Source organism: Aeromonas bivalvium (assembly GCF_000819765.1).
GTDB classification, from domain to species: Bacteria; Pseudomonadota; Gammaproteobacteria; order Enterobacterales; family Aeromonadaceae; genus Aeromonas; species Aeromonas bivalvium.
The window spans coordinates 108,099-124,612 of sequence record NZ_CDBT01000024.1; the positions used below are offsets into that span (position 1 = coordinate 108,099).

General features: G+C 62.0%; 15 protein-coding genes. 9 read left to right on the plus strand and 6 right to left on the minus strand.

The features are described from left to right. Positions 1 to 10: 10 nt before the first annotated feature. On the minus strand, positions 11 to 586 hold the full coding sequence (locus BN1119_RS09170) for a PilZ domain-containing protein (RefSeq protein WP_041996914.1): 576 nt from the start codon (positions 584 to 586) through the stop codon (positions 11 to 13). A gap of 324 nt (positions 587 to 910) precedes the next feature. Here BN1119_RS09170 and BN1119_RS09175 point away from each other — a divergent pair, with 324 nt between their 5' ends. From BN1119_RS09175 to lolE, 3 genes are read left to right on the plus strand one after another with little or no spacing between them, the layout of a single operon-like run. Continuing rightward, a complete protein-coding gene (locus tag BN1119_RS09175) occupies positions 911 to 2,146 on the plus strand; it encodes a lipoprotein-releasing ABC transporter permease subunit (RefSeq protein WP_041996917.1) in 1,236 nt (411 codons plus the stop codon). Positions 2,147 to 2,186: 40 nt separating this feature from the next. Further along, a complete protein-coding gene (gene lolD / locus BN1119_RS09180; protein ID WP_041996919.1) occupies positions 2,187 to 2,885 on the plus strand; it encodes a lipoprotein-releasing ABC transporter ATP-binding protein LolD in 699 nt (232 codons plus the stop codon). After that, positions 2,885 to 4,126: a lipoprotein-releasing ABC transporter permease subunit LolE gene (gene lolE / locus BN1119_RS09185; protein ID WP_041996922.1), complete on the plus strand. Its 1,242-nt coding sequence runs from the start codon at positions 2,885 to 2,887 to the stop codon at positions 4,124 to 4,126. The genes lolD and lolE overlap by 1 nt, the downstream gene beginning before the upstream one ends. A gap of 79 nt (positions 4,127 to 4,205) precedes the next feature. On the opposite strand, the gene yfbR is transcribed toward lolE, so the two are convergent. Together yfbR and BN1119_RS09195 are read right to left on the minus strand one after the other, a co-directional pair. After that, positions 4,206 to 4,796 carry a 5'-deoxynucleotidase gene (yfbR, locus tag BN1119_RS09190; RefSeq protein WP_041996925.1) on the minus strand — a complete coding sequence of 197 codons (591 nt, stop codon included), beginning with the start codon at positions 4,794 to 4,796 and terminating at the stop codon, positions 4,206 to 4,208. 86 nt (positions 4,797 to 4,882) lie between these two features. Further along, a complete protein-coding gene (locus tag BN1119_RS09195; protein ID WP_041996928.1) occupies positions 4,883 to 5,317 on the minus strand; it encodes a YccF domain-containing protein in 435 nt (144 codons plus the stop codon). Between the two features lie 440 nt (positions 5,318 to 5,757). On the opposite strand from BN1119_RS09195, the gene tig reads away from it, so the two are divergent. The 6 genes from tig (at position 5,758) to ppiD (ending at position 14,194) form a co-directional block, all read left to right on the plus strand. Then, positions 5,758 to 7,068 (plus strand): trigger factor, encoded by a 1,311-nt coding sequence (gene tig, locus BN1119_RS09200; protein WP_041996931.1) that lies wholly within the window; start codon positions 5,758 to 5,760, stop codon positions 7,066 to 7,068. Between the two features lie 86 nt (positions 7,069 to 7,154). Beyond that, entirely contained in the window at positions 7,155 to 7,778 is a 624-nt protein-coding gene (gene clpP, locus BN1119_RS09205; RefSeq protein WP_041996934.1) for an ATP-dependent Clp endopeptidase proteolytic subunit ClpP, read from the plus strand. Positions 7,779 to 7,847: 69 nt separating this feature from the next. Continuing rightward, positions 7,848 to 9,122, plus strand: coding sequence for an ATP-dependent protease ATP-binding subunit ClpX (gene clpX, locus BN1119_RS09210; RefSeq protein WP_041996937.1), 1,275 nt, complete (start codon positions 7,848 to 7,850; stop codon positions 9,120 to 9,122). Positions 9,123 to 9,263: 141 nt separating this feature from the next. Then, positions 9,264 to 11,618: an endopeptidase La gene (lon, locus tag BN1119_RS09215; protein WP_041996940.1), complete on the plus strand. Its 2,355-nt coding sequence runs from the start codon at positions 9,264 to 9,266 to the stop codon at positions 11,616 to 11,618. A gap of 240 nt (positions 11,619 to 11,858) precedes the next feature. After that, complete coding sequence (gene hupB / locus BN1119_RS09220) at positions 11,859 to 12,131, plus strand: nucleoid-associated protein HU-beta (RefSeq protein WP_005315375.1); 273 nt, start codon at positions 11,859 to 11,861, stop codon at positions 12,129 to 12,131. Positions 12,132 to 12,280: 149 nt separating this feature from the next. Then, positions 12,281 to 14,194 (plus strand): peptidylprolyl isomerase, encoded by a 1,914-nt coding sequence (gene ppiD, locus BN1119_RS09225; RefSeq protein ID WP_041996942.1) that lies wholly within the window; start codon positions 12,281 to 12,283, stop codon positions 14,192 to 14,194. Between the two features lie 130 nt (positions 14,195 to 14,324). Here the strand turns inward: ppiD and cdd are convergent, their stop codons facing one another. The 3 genes from cdd to BN1119_RS09240 form a co-directional block, all read right to left on the minus strand. Further along, positions 14,325 to 15,203: a cytidine deaminase gene (gene cdd, locus BN1119_RS09230; protein WP_041996944.1), complete on the minus strand. Its 879-nt coding sequence runs from the start codon at positions 15,201 to 15,203 to the stop codon at positions 14,325 to 14,327. Positions 15,204 to 15,396: 193 nt separating this feature from the next. After that, positions 15,397 to 16,083: an LrgB family protein gene (locus tag BN1119_RS09235; protein ID WP_041996949.1), complete on the minus strand. Its 687-nt coding sequence runs from the start codon at positions 16,081 to 16,083 to the stop codon at positions 15,397 to 15,399. Next, entirely contained in the window at positions 16,080 to 16,448 is a 369-nt protein-coding gene (locus BN1119_RS09240; protein ID WP_041996952.1) for a CidA/LrgA family protein, read from the minus strand. Before BN1119_RS09240 ends, BN1119_RS09235 begins: the two co-directional genes overlap by 4 nt. Positions 16,449 to 16,514: the final 66 nt, after the last annotated feature.

Below are 16,514 nucleotides of genomic sequence, written 5' to 3' on the forward strand. Positions count from 1 at the left end.
TGGGGGGTTGCTAGCCTAGCCGTTCCTGGGCGCGGGCCTTGAGCTGGCGCGACTGGACGTGGAGGCTGGCTCGCACCAGCAGCTCGCGGTCTTCCTCGCGAATGCGGACATAGTCGAGGCCGACATGCAGGCCATGCTCGCCGGCCGTGAGCTCCCGGACCCGGGCGTAACAGTAGACGGCAGCGGCCTCGTCGCGCAGGAAGATCTTGAGGCGCACCAGCTGCCCCTGGGTGGGGGCCTGGCCATGGCCCTGCGTTGGGTGCAGGTAGGTGAGCTGGCCCGCGCCGAAGGTCAGGGTATGAAAGCGCTGCTCCGGGTGATCCTGAGCCGCCAGCACATAGCTCATGATCATGTCTATCTTGCGGGACTGCTGGTTGATGATCTCCACCAGATCCTGCACGGCGTCGCTCTGGTTGCGAATGAGCCGGGTGGCGGCCATGTCGGCGGTGCTGATGGCACTGGCGATGCGAAAGGGTTCGGGCAGCTCGGCTTCCAGGGCCTGCTCGCTCGGCAAGGGGTAGTCGCTAGGCAGGGGGATCACATTGACCGGCGTGGCATGGGTGACGTTGAAAAACTGTTCCTGCATGTAGGCTATCCCTTGTGTTCATGGATAAGTGTTCATGGATATGTGGTCATGGCGATGGGAGCCGGGTGCTATGTCTCGCTCGGGCCAGTGTCAGCCGGACTGCCGCGATGAGGCGTCAGGTGGCGGCGCCTGGCGCCACTCGTCTGCCTGGCGAGGTTGGCTCTTCCCACTCGGCCTGCCCGCTTGCCAGCGGGGGCTGACCGGGGGCCATGGCCGTGGCCGGGCCCCTCCCTCGGCACCCTTTGGCGCAGCAACGCGGCTTGCGTTGAGGCGTCAACAGACCCTATTATCCGGCATCTTATTTTGTTGGCAACGTAGATATCCTTGAAGACTGGACTTTTTCAGCCCCTTTCGCTGGCCATTGGCCTGCGTTATGCAGGGTCACGGCGCAGTAATCGCTTCGTCTCCTTCATCTCCCTGTTCTCCACCTTTGGCATCGCCATCGGGGTCGCCGCCCTGATGGTGGTGATCTCCGTCATGAACGGCTTCGAAGGCCAGCTCAAGGGACGCATTCTCGGGGTGATCCCCCATGTGGTGTTGACCAGTCAGGCTGGTCGCATCGATGCTCATCCCGAGGGGCTGCCCGACCTTGCCAAGCTGCCCCACGTCGTCGCCACGGCCCCCATGCTCGACAGCGAAGGCATGCTGCAAAGCCCGGGTCAGCTGACCGGGGTCAGCGTGCAGGGCATCGACCCCGCCCGCTGGCCGAAAGAGGACATACTGCATTCCCAGATGCTGGGGGGACGGCTCGACTCCCTCAAGGGGGGGGAGTACCAGATAGTGCTGGGGCAGGGAGTGGCGCGTCGCCTCGGCGTGGGGCTGGGGGATCCGGTGCGTCTCATCCTGACCGAGGCGACCCGCTTCACTCCCTTTGGCCGGGTACCGGCCCAGCGTATCTTCACCGTCTCCGGCATCTTCGGGGTGGGCGCCGACGTGGATGATCAAATCGCCCTGATCGCCCTCGCGGATGCCCAGCGCCTGCTGCGTCTGCCTCCCGAGACCATCGGCGGTCTGCGACTCTGGCTCGATGATCCCTTCGCGGCGGACGCCGTGATCAAGACCCCCTTGCCCGCAGGTTATCAATGGCAGGATTGGCGCCGCGAGCGCGGCGAGCTGTTCCAGGCCGTGGCCATGGAGAAGCGCATGATGGGCTTGATGCTGGTGCTGATCATCGCGGTGGCCACCTTCAACATTCTCTCCGCCCTGGTGATGGTGGTGACCGACAAGGAAGGGGAGGTGGCCATACTGCGCACCATGGGCATGAACGAGGCAGGGATAGTCAGGATCTTCATGGTGCTCGGCGCCTCCAGCGGGGTGATCGGCGCCCTGTTTGGCGCCCTGGCCGGGCTGGCCCTGACCCTGGGGCTGAACCCACTGCTCAACGGGCTTGGGCTCAATCTCTATATGGCGGCGGGCGGAAGTGGCCTGCCGGTCATCGTCGAGCCGATGCAGGTGGCCACCATCCTGGGCGGCGCCGTCTTGCTGAGCTTTGGCGCCACCCTCTATCCGGCGGCCCGTGCGGCCCGGGTGAAACCGGCCGAGGCATTGCGTTATGAATGATTCATCTTCTGTTGTTGCTGGTGCAAGTGGAGCCCCTGTTATGAATGACCCCCAGTCCCGTGAACCCCTGCTGCGTTGTCAGGCGTTGAATCATGTCTATCAGGAGGGCGAACTGCAGACCCAGGTGCTCAAGGGGATCGATCTCAGTGTCGCCCCCGGCGAGATGCTGGCGGTGGTCGGCAGCTCGGGGTCGGGCAAGACCACCCTGCTGCACCTGATGGGGGCGCTGGACAACCCTTCCAGCGGCGCCGTGTTGTTCAAGGGGGAGGATATCCACCGCTGGGACAGCCGGACCCAGGCTCGTTTTCGCAACCAGGAGCTGGGATTCGTCTATCAGTTCCACCACCTGCTTGCCGAGTTCACCGCCCTGGAGAACACCGCCATGCCGCTGCTGATCGCCGGGGAGCCCGTGGCGTCGGCCAGCGCGAAGGCGAGCAAGATGCTGGAGCGGGTGGGGCTCTCCCATCGCCTCCATCACCGTCCCTCCGAGCTCTCCGGTGGCGAGCGCCAGCGGGTGGCCATCGCCCGGGCCCTGGTCAACGAGCCCAGCCTGGTGCTGGCGGACGAACCGACCGGCAACCTGGATCACGCCAGCGCCACCGCCGTCTACGAGCTTCTGTGCGAGCTCAACCGCGAGCTGGGCACGGCGTTTGTGGTGGTGACCCATGACTTGAGTCTGGCCGCCAAGCTCCATCGCCGGGTGACCCTGGTGAGCGGCATCATGGCGGAGGTCGCCTGATGTTCAAGCCGCTGCCCCTGTTCCTGGGACTGCGCTACAGCCGCTCCCGTCGCCGCAACGGCTTCATCGCCTTCATCTCCGCGTCTTCCCTCATCGGCATCGCCCTCGGGGTGATGGCGCTGATCCTGGGGCTGTCCGCCATGAACGGCTTCGAGCGGGAGCTCAAAGACAGGGTGCTCTCCGTCATCCCCCACGGTGAGCTGGATGCGGTGGAGAGGCCGCTTCCCGACTGGCCGAGGCTCAGAGACTACCTGTTGGCCCAGCCCGGGATCGAGGCCGCCGCCCCCGTCATTCGCCTGAACGGCCTGCTCGAACATGGCAGCGCCCTCAAGGGGGTGCAGCTGCGCGCCGTGCTGCCCGAGCTCGAGGCCAATCTCTCCGATGCCGGCAACTTCATGACGGGGCGGGGTTTTCGCGAGCTCAAGGGCGGTGAGCGGGGGGTGATCCTCGGCAAGGCCATCGCCGACAAGCTGGGGGTGGGGATCGGCGATCCGGTCGCCATCCTGCTGCCCCAGGGGGGCGATACGACGGGAATAAAGAACCCCAGGCGCGAGGCGCTGCACGTGGTGGGCCTGCTGGAACTCGGCGGCCAGCTTGACGGCCTGCTCGGCTTCATGCACCTGGAAGATGCCCAGGCCATCACCGCCATGGGCAGCGATGTGGAGGGTTTCAGCCTCAAGGTGGACGATGTGCTCAAGGCGCAATCCATCACTGTGGCCGCCGCGCAGCAATTCCCCCATCACGTCTATATCCGCAGCTGGATGAACAGCCAGGGCTATCTCTATCAGGACATCCAGATGGTGCGCACCGTCATGTACGTGGTGATGCTGATGGTGGTGGCGGTGGCCTGCTTCAACATCGTCTCCACCCTGGTGATGGCGGTGAACGAGAAGCGCAGCGAGATCGCCATCTTGAAGACCATGGGGGCGAGCCCGGGCCAGATAAGGCTCACCTTCGTCATCCAGGGCATGGTGAACGGGGTGGCGGGGGCCCTGCTCGGCGCCCTGCTCGGCAGCCTGCTGTCGAGCAAGCTGACCCAGATCCTGAGCGCCATCGAGGGGGTGATCGGCCATCGCTTCCTCAACCCGGATATCTACTTCATCGATTTCCTGCCCACCGAGCTCCATGGCCAGGACGTGGTCATCGTCACCGGGGCGGCCATCCTGATGAGCCTGGCGGCCACCCTCTACCCCGCCTGGCGGGCGAGTGGCCTGGTGCCCTCCCGGGAGCTGGGACACTGACCTCGTCTCTGACCCGAGCAATGAAACAGGGCCCGCCGGCACAACCGGCGGGCCCTGTCGTCTGGGCGGGATGGGCGCCTCAGTGGGCGTTGAGTTCATCGAGGGGCAGGGAGAAACTGGCCACGAACACGTCGATGAAGTAGCGCATGGCCGGGCTCATGCGCGCCTCCAGCATGGCCTCGAGGCGTTTCCTCGCCGGCTCGAATTCCCGGTTGCCCGCGTTGATCTCCTCCAGGCACTTGGTATAGGCACACAGGGTGTCGGCGTCCTTGACCAGTCGGGCGAGGGCGTCGTCCTGGGCGCCGGAGTCGAGCAGGGGGCGATAATCCTCCACCAGCTCCGCCGGCAGGAGCGCCAGCAGGCGTTGCTCGGCGGCTAACTCTATCTTCTTGTATTCCCGTGCAATTTCAGGATTGAAATACTTGACCGGGGTGGGCAGGTCCCCGGTTAGCACCTCGCTGCTGTCATGGTAGAGGGCCATGACGGCGGCGCGATCCGCATCGACGCTTCCGCCAAACAAGCGGTTGTGGATGAGCCCCAGGGCATGGGCCACCATGGCGACCTGCAGGCTGTGCTCGGCGATGTTCTCCGGCTGGACATTGCGCATCAGGGGCCAGCGGTAGATGAGCTTCATGCGGGATAGGTTGGCAAAGAAGTGGCTGGGCAGCATGGTGACCTCACAAGAGAGATGAAACGGATAATGAAAAGGGCAGACCTCAGTCTGCCCTTTTTTTCCTGTCACGGCACCTGTCGGGATCAGCGGATATAACGGCCGGATTCGGCCTCCTGATTGGTGACCACCATCTGGCCGATGGGGGCCAGGGCAATCAGCGCCAGCTTGAGGTGCTGGATGCCGAACGGAATGCCGATGATGGTGACGAAGCAGGCCAGGGCCGAGGCGATATGGCCGATGGCCAGCCAGATGCCGATCACCAGGAACCAGAGGACATTGCCTATCATCCCGAGCGTGCCCGTGCCTATGTCGCCCTGACCCGTCATGCTCTTGCGGCTCACCGCCTGCTTGCCGAACGGGAAGAAGGTGAAGGTACCGATGACAAAGCAGGAGCGGCCCCAGGGAATGCCGATGAGGGAGACGAAACAGAGCAATCCCGCCAGCCACCAGGCCAGTCCCATGATGACACCGCCGAGCAGGAACCACAGCAGATTGAACACAAAACGAAAGAAACTCATCAGTTTGACTCCAGAACCAGATAGTTTGCCACCATAGCCGCGCGGGGCAGGGGACGCAATATGTGAATGATGCCCCCCTTGTCCCGATGGACAATCGCGGTCGCAGCCGGGCCCGCTCGATGCCTTTTTAGCGCCATTGACGCAAAAAAACCGGACCGAGACCAAATTATTGGCCCCTTTGCCCTTGAAGTCGGTATCCGGGCGCCCCATATCGGTCACAGAATTGCACGATTTGTCTCTCCCGAGCGCTGTTTTGCGCCGCGAAGGGCATGGATGTGGGGCTCTGCGGCTCGACGCGACCAAAGTGCGCCGCTATAATGTCGCGTCATATTTTCTCATCACAAAGACAGTCGTTGTCTTTATAAACAGGAAGACTCCGGGTCTCGACCCAGGGGCAATAAAGGGTCAGCACACAGTGCTGAGTTGAACGAGGTAAAAGAATGCAAGTTTCTGTAGAGACAACCCAAGGTCTGGAACGCCGTCTTACCATCACTGTACCGGCTGCCACCGTTGATGCCGCCGTGCGTAAAGAATTGAATGGCCTGGCCAAGACCCGTCGCATCGACGGTTTCCGTCCTGGCAAGGCTCCGGTTGCCATCATCAAGAAGATGTTCGGCGCCATGGCCCATGCCCGCGTTGCCGACGACATGATGCAGAGCAACTTCATCAAGGCCATCATCGAGAACAAACTGAGCCCGGCCGGTGCCCCGACCATGGATCCGAAAGAGATCAAAGAAGGTCAGGATTTCGAGTTCACCGCCACCTTCGAAGTCTACCCCGAGTTCGAAGTCGCCGGTCTGGAGTCCATCAAGGTCGAGAAGCCGATTGCTTCCGTCAAGGACGCCGATCTGGCCAACATGATCGACACCCTGCGCAAGCAGCATGCCACCTGGTCCGAGTCTGACACCGCTGCCGCTGCCGGCATGCGTGTGACCATGGACTTCGTCGGTTCCATCGACGGTGAAGAGTTCGACGGCGGCAAGGCCGAAGGCTTCACCCTGGAACTGGGCGCCGGCCGCATGATCCCGGGCTTCGAAGATGCCATCCTGGGCAAGAAAGCCGGTGACGAGTTCACCATCGAGGTGACTTTCCCGGCCGACTACCACGCCGAAAACCTCAAAGGCAAGGCGGCCAAGTTTGCCTCCAAGCTGAACAAGGTTGAAGTCCAGGTGCTGCCCGAGCTGACCGAAGAGTTCGTCAAGCGTTTCGGCATCGAGAGCGGCAACGTGGAAGACCTGAAAGCCGAAGTGCGCAAGAACATGGAGCGCGAGCTGGCCCAGGCCCTGAAAAACAGCGTGAAAGAGCAGGTACTGAACGGCCTGGTTGAAGCCAACCAGATCGATCTGCCCAAGGCTGCCGTCGAGCAAGAGATCGACACCCTGCGTCAGCAGGCCCTGCAGCGCTTCGGTGGCTTCCAGGGCGGCAACGCGCCCGAGCTGCCGGCCGAGCTGTTCCAGGCCCAGGCCGAGCGCCGTGTTCGCGTCGGTCTGCTGCTGGGTGATGTCATCCGCACCAACGAGATCAAGGCCGACGACGCGCGCGTGACCGCACTGATCGAATCCATGGCCACCGCCTACGAAGATCCGAAGGAAGTGATCGAGTACTACCAGAAGAACGAGCAGATGCTGAATGGCGTCCGCAACCTGGCGGTTGAAGATCAAGCCATCGACCTGATCCTGTCCAAGGCGCAAGTGACCGAAAAAGAAGTGGCCTTTGACGACGTGATCAACAAGTCCGGCGCCGCTGCCTAAGAACATTTGACTTAAGGTCAAAACTGTTAAGTATAATGGCTCGTGTGATGTCCACCCGGGCCATTTTATTTTAGGGACAATGCCTTATGTACAAAAACTATAACGACGTGACAGATTCTCCCCGTAATGCCCTGATCCCCATGGTGGTCGAGCAGACTGCCAAGGGGGAGCGTTCATACGATATCTATTCCCGTCTGCTCAAAGAGCGGGTGATCTTCCTGACCGGTCAGGTCGAGGATCACATGGCCAACCTGGTGGTGGCCCAGCTGCTGTTTCTGGAGTCCGAGAGCCCGGATAAAGACATCTCCATCTATATCAACTCCCCGGGCGGCGCCGTGACCGCAGGCATGTCCATCTATGACACCATGCAGTTCATCAAGCCGGACGTGAGCACCGTCTGCATGGGGCAGGCCTGCTCCATGGGTGCCTTCCTGCTGGCTGGCGGTGCCAAGGGCAAGCGTTTCTGCCTGCCCAACGCCCGGGTGATGATCCACCAGCCCCTGGGTGGCTTCCAGGGCCAGGCATCTGACATCCAGATCCATGCCCAGGAGATCCTGAAGATCAAGAATACCCTGAACGAGCGGCTGGCGTTCCACACCGGTCAGGACATGGCCACCATAGAGCGCGACACCGACCGTGACAACTTCATGTCGGCGGAGCAGGCGATGGCCTATGGCCTGGTGGACGGCGTGTTCAACCAGCGCGGCTAAGCAGGGTACACCGGTCTGTTATAAACTCAGCAGACCGATCATCCTCTATTGATACAACGAGGTTGCTGAATGACAGAGAAACGCAAGGGTGAGGGCGACAAGCTGCTCTACTGCTCTTTTTGCGGCAAAAGCCAGCATGAAGTGCGCAAGCTGATCGCAGGCCCTTCCGTCTACATATGCGATGAGTGTGTCGAGCTGTGCAACGACATCATCCGCGAAGAGATCCGCGAGATCTCTCCCAAGCGTGATGGCGATGCCCTGCCGACTCCTCACGAGATCCGCGCGCACCTGGATGACTATGTCATCGGGCAGGAGTATGCCAAGAAGGTATTGGCCGTGGCCGTCTACAACCACTACAAGCGTCTGCGTAACAGCGGCGATGGCAGTGGCGTCGAGCTCGGCAAGTCCAATATCCTGCTGATTGGCCCGACCGGCAGCGGCAAGACCCTGCTGGCCGAGACCCTGGCCCGCCTGCTGGATGTGCCCTTCACCATGGCCGATGCCACCACATTGACCGAAGCCGGTTACGTGGGCGAGGACGTGGAGAACATCATCCAGAAGCTGCTGCAAAAGTGCGACTACGACGTGGAGAAGGCCCAGCGCGGTATCGTCTACATCGACGAGATCGACAAGATTTCCCGCAAGTCGGACAACCCCTCCATCACCCGTGACGTGTCCGGGGAAGGGGTGCAGCAGGCTCTGCTCAAGCTGATCGAAGGCACCATCGCCTCCGTGCCGCCGCAAGGGGGCCGCAAGCATCCGCAGCAGGAGTTCCTGCAGGTCGATACCTCCAAGATCCTCTTCATCTGTGGCGGTGCCTTTGCCGGTCTGGACAAGGTGATCGAACAGCGCTCCAGCAAGGGGGCCGGGATCGGCTTTGGCGCCGAGGTGAAATCCAAGGACGCCATGGCGACCTTGAGCGAAACCTTCGCCAAGGTAGAGCCGGAAGATCTCATCAAGTACGGTCTGATCCCCGAATTCATCGGCCGTCTGCCGGTGGTGGCGACCCTGACCGAGCTGGACGAGGCAGCCCTGATCCAGATCCTGAAAGAGCCGAAAAACGCGCTGACCAAGCAATATGCAGCCTTGTTCGATCTGGAAGGGGTGGAGCTGGAGTTTCGTGACGACGCCCTGAACGCCATCGCCCGCAAGGCGATGGAGCGCAAGACGGGTGCCCGCGGTCTGAGATCCATCGTCGAAGCCGTGCTGCTCGATACCATGTATGACCTGCCGTCCCTGGATGGGGTCAGCAAGGTGGTGATCGACGAGACGGTGATCAAGGGCGATTCCGCGCCCCTGATGATCTACGAAAATAATGATACCCAGGCGGCTGCATCCGAGTAACAGACTGATTTTTAATCAGATGAAAGGGGCTTTTTGCCCCTTTCTTGCTTTTTACGGCCAAGGCGATTGAATCTCATCTTTACGCCCCCATATACTCAGCCAAGCGCTTTGCCAACGGTATAACAAGCCGAGAGGACATATATGAACCTAGAGCGTTCAGAACGCATCGAGATTCCCGTCCTGCCTCTTCGTGACGTGGTGGTGTATCCCCACATGGTCATTCCACTCTTCGTGGGGCGGGAAAAATCCATTCGCTGTCTTGAAGCGGCCATGGAGCAAGACAAGAAAGTCCTGCTCATTGCCCAGAAGGATGCGTCAACCGATGAGCCAACCGTCGAGGAGATCTTCTCGGTCGGGACTGTGGCCAACATATTGCAGATGCTCAAGCTGCCTGACGGCACCGTCAAGGTGCTGGTGGAAGGTGGCCAGCGTGCCCGCCTCGAGCGGATGATCGACGATCACGACTTCTTCGTGGGGGAGGCCGAGTACATCGCCTCTACCCCGATCGCGGAGCAGGATCAGGAGGTGCTGGTACGCTCCGCCATCGGTCAGTTCGAAGGTTACATCAAGCTCAACAAGAAGATCCCGCCCGAGGTGCTCACCTCGATCTCGGCGATCGATGACGCGGCGCGCCTGGCTGACACCATGGCGGCCCACATGCCGCTCAAGCTCGAAGACAAGCAGAAGGTGCTGGAAATCGCCTCCGTGTCCGAGCGCATCGAGTTTCTGATGGCCATGATGGAGTCGGAGATTGACCTGCTGCAGGTCGAGAAACGCATCCGCTCCCGGGTCAAGAAGCAGATGGAGAAGAGCCAGCGGGAGTATTACCTCAACGAGCAGATGAAGGCCATCCAGAAAGAGCTGGGTGAGCTGGAAGACTCGCCCGACGAGTTCGAGGCCCTCAGTCGCAAGATTGAAGAGGCCGGCATGCCCGCCGACGCCCATGACAAGGCTCAGGCCGAACTGGCCAAGCTCAAGATGATGTCACCCATGTCGGCGGAAGCCACCGTGGTGCGCAGCTACGTCGACTGGATGGTGCAGGTGCCCTGGCGTGCCCGCTCCAAGGTCAAGAAAGACCTTGGCAAGGCGCAAGAGGTGCTGGACGCGGATCACTATGGCCTGGAGAAGGTCAAGGATCGCATCCTCGAGTATCTGGCGGTGCAGGCGCGGGTCAACAAGCTCAAGGGGCCCATCCTCTGCCTGGTCGGGCCTCCCGGGGTGGGCAAGACCTCGCTCGGCCAGTCCATCGCCAAGGCCACCGGCCGCAAGTATGTGCGTATGGCGCTCGGCGGCGTGCGTGACGAGGCGGAGATCCGCGGTCACCGTCGCACCTACATCGGCTCCATGCCCGGCAAGCTCATCCAGAAGATGGCAAAAGTCGGGGTGAAGAACCCGCTGTTCCTGCTCGACGAGATCGACAAGATGAGCTCGGACATGCGTGGGGATCCCGCCTCCGCCTTGCTGGAAGTGCTGGATCCCGAGCAGAACAACAGCTTCAACGATCACTATCTGGAAGTGGATTATGACCTGTCGGACGTGATGTTCGTGGCCACCTCCAACTCCATGAACATCCCGGGTCCGCTGCTGGATCGGATGGAAGTGATCCGCCTGTCCGGCTACACCGAGGACGAGAAGCTCAACATTGCCAAGCAGCACCTGGTGGCCAAGCAGATCCAGCGCAACGGCCTGAAACCGGCGGAGATCATCATCGAGGACTCTGCCCTGGTTGGCGTCATCCGTTACTACACCCGGGAAGCCGGGGTGCGTAGCCTGGAGCGCGAGATCTCCAAGATCTGCCGCAAGGCGGTGAAGAAGATCCTGCTGGACAAGAGCATCAAGCAGGTGCTGGTCAACGGTGACAACCTCAAGGAATTCCTGGGGGTACAGCGCTTCGATTACGGCAAGGCCACTGACCAGAACCAGATAGGTCAGGTGTGTGGTCTGGCATGGACCGAGGTGGGGGGCGATCTGCTCACCATCGAGACCACCAACGTGCCGGGCAAGGGCAAGCTCACTTACACCGGCTCCCTCGGCGACGTGATGCAGGAGTCCATCCAGGCTGCCATGACGGTGGTGCGGGCCCGGGCCGAGAAGCTGCGCATCAACGGCGACTTCTACGAGAAGCGCGACATCCACGTGCACGTACCGGAAGGGGCGACCCCGAAAGACGGTCCGAGTGCCGGTATCGCCATGTGCACCGCCCTGGTCTCCAGCCTCACCGGCAACCCGGTGCGTGCCGACGTGGCCATGACGGGGGAGATCACCCTGCGCGGTGAAGTGCTGCCCATCGGCGGACTCAAAGAGAAGCTGCTGGCGGCCCATCGCGGTGGCATCAAGCGGGTGCTGATCCCGAAAGAGAACGAACGCGATCTCGAGGAGATCCCGGCCAACGTCAAACAAGACCTTGAAATCTATCCGGTTCGCTGGATTGACGAGGTCCTGGAGCTGGCGTTGCAGGAGAATCCACAGGGTTTCGAACGCGTTTCTGTCGTATAAAAGTTGATGCGCCGCAAACTTGGCGCACATGGCCGGGGGTTAAGGCTTGCAAGCGCCGGATAACGGCAGTAGCCTTGACCCCCGTTCCGGTACTCATGATCGGTCGCAATGCGTGATGTGGCGCGGGTTTGCGCCATATTGTCACTTGCAACTGACCAGGAGGCTTGTTATAAAACCTCCACTTGTTGTGGCCAGGGAAATCAGCGCCGCAGCGATGTTCGATAAAAGGGGAATATAAGAGTGAATAAATCTCAACTGATTGACAAAATTGCAGACGGCGCCGATATCTCCAAAGCCGCCGCTGGCCGTGCGCTGGATGCTTTCATTGATGCAGTGGGTGAGGCCCTGAAAGAGGGTGACCAGGTTGCTCTGGTTGGTTTCGGTACCTTCGCCGTTCGTGAGCGCGCCGCTCGTTCCGGCCGCAACCCGCAAACTGGTGCGACCATCGAGATCGCCGCAGGCAAAGTGCCTGCCTTCAAGGCCGGCAAGGCTCTGAAAGACGCTGTCAACTGAGCCGGTTGCTGATCCTGTCGGCTCCGTCCTTGGTCGCAGACCAGACAAAGTGAGAGGGCTCTCCCTCATACTGATTGACCAAGGCGCATCGCAATCGGTGCGCCTTTTCATTATTCATGCCCATCGAGTACGGGAGCATAAGTACACACATGATGTTGGATAAACTACGGGAAGGGGCGCAGGGCACGGTAGCCAAGGTAATACTGGGGCTTATCATCCTCTCCTTCGCCTTGGCCGGGGTAGGCAGCTACCTCAATGGCCCGGCTCGCAGCGCCCCCGCCACCGTCAATGGCATTGATATCAGCCAGCAAGCGCTGGAAAACGCCTATCGCAACGAGCGTGCCCGCATGGAATCCCAGATGGGGGACGCCTTCAACCAGCTGGCCGCCAACCCGGATTACATGAAGCAGTTCCGTCGCTCCGTGCTCGACCGACTGATCGATCAGGCTCTGGTCGATGGCAAGGCCCGGGATCTGGGTCTGCGAGTCAGTGACGAGCAGATCAAGCAGGCCATCGTCGCCATGCCGGAGTTTGCCGAGAACGGCAAGTTCAACAATGACCGCTACCTGCAGCTCATTCGCCGTGCCAACATGACCCCGGAGATGTTCCGCGACTCCCTGCGCCAGGACATGGTGCGCCAGCAGCTGGTTGGCGCCCTGCTCGGCACCGAGTTCGCCCTCAAGGGTGAGGCGGAGCAGCTGGACAAGCTCTACAACCAGACCCGGGATCTGCGCCTGGTGCGTCTGGCCGCCGATCGCTACCAGGGCGAGGTCAAGGTGAGTGATGAAGAGGTGGAGCAGTTCTACAAGAGCAATGCCCCTCGCTTCATGAACGACGAGAAGGTCAAGGTCGATTACCTGCTGCTCGATGCCGCCACCATGGGCAAAGAGATCAAGGTGACCGAGCAGGAGGCCCGTGATTACTACGATCAGCACCAGGACCTGTTCCAGCGTGCCGAGCGTCGCCAGGTGGCTCACATCCTGATCCCCTTTGACAAGGATGAAAAGGCCGCCGAGCAGAAAGCCGCCGGCTTGCTGACCGAACTCAAGGGCGGCGCCGATTTCGCGGCGCTGGCCAAGGCCAACTCCTCCGACACCTTCTCCGCCAAGAAGGGCGGCGAGCTGGACTGGTTCGAGAAGGGGGTCATGGATCCTGCCTTCGAGCAGGCCGCCTTCGCCCTGAAGCAGACAGGGGATCTCTCCAACCTGGTGAAGAGCCCGTTCGGCTTTCACATCATCAAGCTGATCGGGGTCGAGGCCGCCAAGGCCAAGCCGTTCAGCGACGTGATGAGCGACACCATCGCCCGTCTGCAGGCAGACAAGGCCAAGGAGCAGTTCTTCAACCTGCAGCAGACCATGGCTGACACCAGCTTCGAGAACCCGGACTCCCTGGACATGACAGCGGATGCCCTTGGCCTCAAGGTGCAATCCGTCGACTACTTCAGCCAGGGCGATGCGCCGGCGCCGCTCAACGATGGCAAGGTGCTCAGCGCCGCCTTCTCCGAGCAGCTGCGCGACGAGAACACCAACTCGGACGTGATCGAGCTGGGTGACGGCAAGGCGCTGGTGCTCCATGTGACCGGCTATCAGCCCAAGGCGGTCAAACCGCTGGCCGAGGTGAAGGCGCAGGTCGTTGCCGCCATCACCCACGACAAGGCGAGCGAGATTGCCCGTGGCAAGGCTCAGGGTCTGGTCGAGCAGATCAAGGCCGGGGATGACATTCGCGCCGAACTGGCTGCACTGGGTCTCGAGATAGAGACCCATCAAGGGGTGGCCCGTTTTGCCCAGGACCTGGATCAGTCCCTGCTGGCCGATGCCTTCCGTCTGCCCCATCCGGTCGATGGCAAGCCGAGCGTGGATCTGGTGACCGAAGCCAATGGTGACAGGGTCATCGTCGCCCTGGACAAGGTCAATGTGCCCAAGGAGGCGTCTCAGATGCTGACCATGCTGCAAGGGCAGCTGGGTCAGGGCAAGGCCCAGGCAAGCTATCAGTCCCTGGTCGAGGCGCTGCGCAAGTCCGCCAAGATCGAGTACTTCGCCGATGCCGAGGCCACGGTGGAGTGACAGTCTCCCGGCAGTGAATGACAAGGGCCCGCAATCGCGGGCCCTTTCTCATGGTGCTGGCGCACAGAAATAAAAAGAGGAGGCTGGCATGGCGCCAGCCTCCTCTCTTGTCTCATGGGCAAGGCATGGGCTAGATGGCCAGGTATTCCAGCGCGACCCCACCCAGGGCCTTGAGCACGGATCTGGCCGCATCCTGCTGGCTGATCTGGCCCTTGGCGCTCTCAACCAGTACGGCTCGGCGCAACTGGCCGAGATCGGCACCATTGAGCACGGCGTGGGCACAGGCCATCTGCATGGGGGGCAGACTCGGGTTGAAGGCGGCGTTTTCGGCATAGCGGCCGCAGAAGGTACGGCCGTCGGCAAACGCCAGGGCCACGGCGGCATAGCCCTGGCTGTAGGGGGCATAGCTCTGGCGCGCGGCGGCCAGGGCGGCGCACACCAGGGGATCCTCACTGGTGAAGGGCAGATCATGGTGCTGCGGGCTCATCAGGGCATCTGTGATGTCGAGATCTGCCGGGCCGAACGAGTGGGGCAGGAAGGCCTGCAAGGTGCTGATGTCGTCCGGCAGTGAGACCTTGAGCACCTTGGCGGTGCTCAGCTCGTTCATGAACTGACGGCAATGGCCGCAGGGGGTGTAGTTGACGGTGATCTCGCTGATCCCCGTCTCCCCGCCGAGCCAGGCGTTGGAGATGGCGGATTGCTCGGCATGGACCGAGTGGAACAGGCCTTGACCGGCGAATTCCATGTTGGCGCCCAGATACCAGCGACCGCTGAGTCCACAGGCGATGGCGCCGACGAAGAAGCGAGAGATGGGGGCGACCGAACAGGCAGCGGCCAGGGGCAGCAGGGCGAGGCGCAGCTCACGCTCGCCAAGCCGGGTCGCGTCCATCAGTTGCTGGATCTGTTCCGGGCTGAAGCTGGCGGAAAAGTCGTCGCCGAGCATGGGGGCCACGGCGGCGCTCAGGTCCGCGGGCAGGCTGTCGAGTGTCTTGGCAAAGCGGGGATGCATCTATCTGTCCTCATGGGCCAATTGGGAGGACATTGTAGGGAGTGACTCAGCCGATTTGTGTGAACTGGCTCACAGCCTGACTGCGCTGTGCCGGCCGCTCCCGCAGGGAAACGTTTGCCTTCTCCGGCCCCGCTCTGGAGTCGGACAGGGGGCGACGCCATGGGGGCGCAGGGCAGGGGATGGCGCCAGGGGTTCAGGGGATCAACCAGTGATAGAGGGCGAACAGCGGCGGCGCCACGGCGGCGGTGAGTATGCCGCACATCACCATGGCCAGCGATGCGAAGGCACCCTGGCTTATCCCCCGCTCGGCGGAGGCGGCGGTACCGATGGCATGGGCGCAGGCCCCCATGGCGAGTCCCTGGGCCTCGGGGTCCGTCACCCGCAGCAACCTGAGCAGGGGGTAGCCAATCAGGGCGCCCGTGATGCCCACCACCACCACCACGGCTGCCGCGATGGCAGGGATGCCGCCGATGGACTGGCTGACGCTCATGGCCAGCGGCGTGGTGATGGACTTGGTGGAAAGAGAGGCCAGCAGGGCGGGATCCGCCCCCAGCCAGTGGCCAATCCCCAAGGTGGTGCAGACCGAGATCAGCACGGAGGCCAGGGTGCAGATCAGTATGGGCTTGAGCCTGGCCTGGATCTGGCGAGCCTGCTGGTAGAGGGGCAGGGCCAGGGCCACGACGGCGGGCTCGAGCAACGCCGTGATGGGGCGAGTGCCGCTCTCATACTCTGCCAGGGGCAGATCCAGCCAGAGCAGCAGGCCGATGATCACGGCGGTGGGCACCAGCACAGGGTTGATGATGGGCCAGGGCAGCTTGCGATAGAGAGCCCGGGTCAGGAAATAGAGCGCCAGGGTGAGGGGCAGGGCCAGCCAGATCATGGTTTCATCTCCCGGTTCATGCGCTGATAGAGACGGCCGACCACGGCCAGGATCAGCACTATGCCGACGACGACGCACAGCAGGACGATCTCGATGGATTGACGCAGGGGCTCGAGCCAGGCCACCAGGCCGACGGCCACGGGCACGAACAAGACTCCCATGTGGCGCAGCAGCAGGCCGGCGCCCTGCTCGACCCAGTGCAGCTTGACGAGCTGAAGGGAGAGCAGCACGAACAGGATGAGTAGGCCGAGGATGCTGCCGGGGAAAGCGAAGGGCAGCAGGGCCGCGACAGCCTTGCCTACCAGCAGACAGGCGAGGATGACCATGAAGTCGCGAAGGTAGATCAAGGTGCGTTGAACCAGCACAAGAGCCTCGTTGAATAGCTGTGAGCGGGTTCGCAGTTTATCAGAGTGGCGGGGCAACAGGACAGG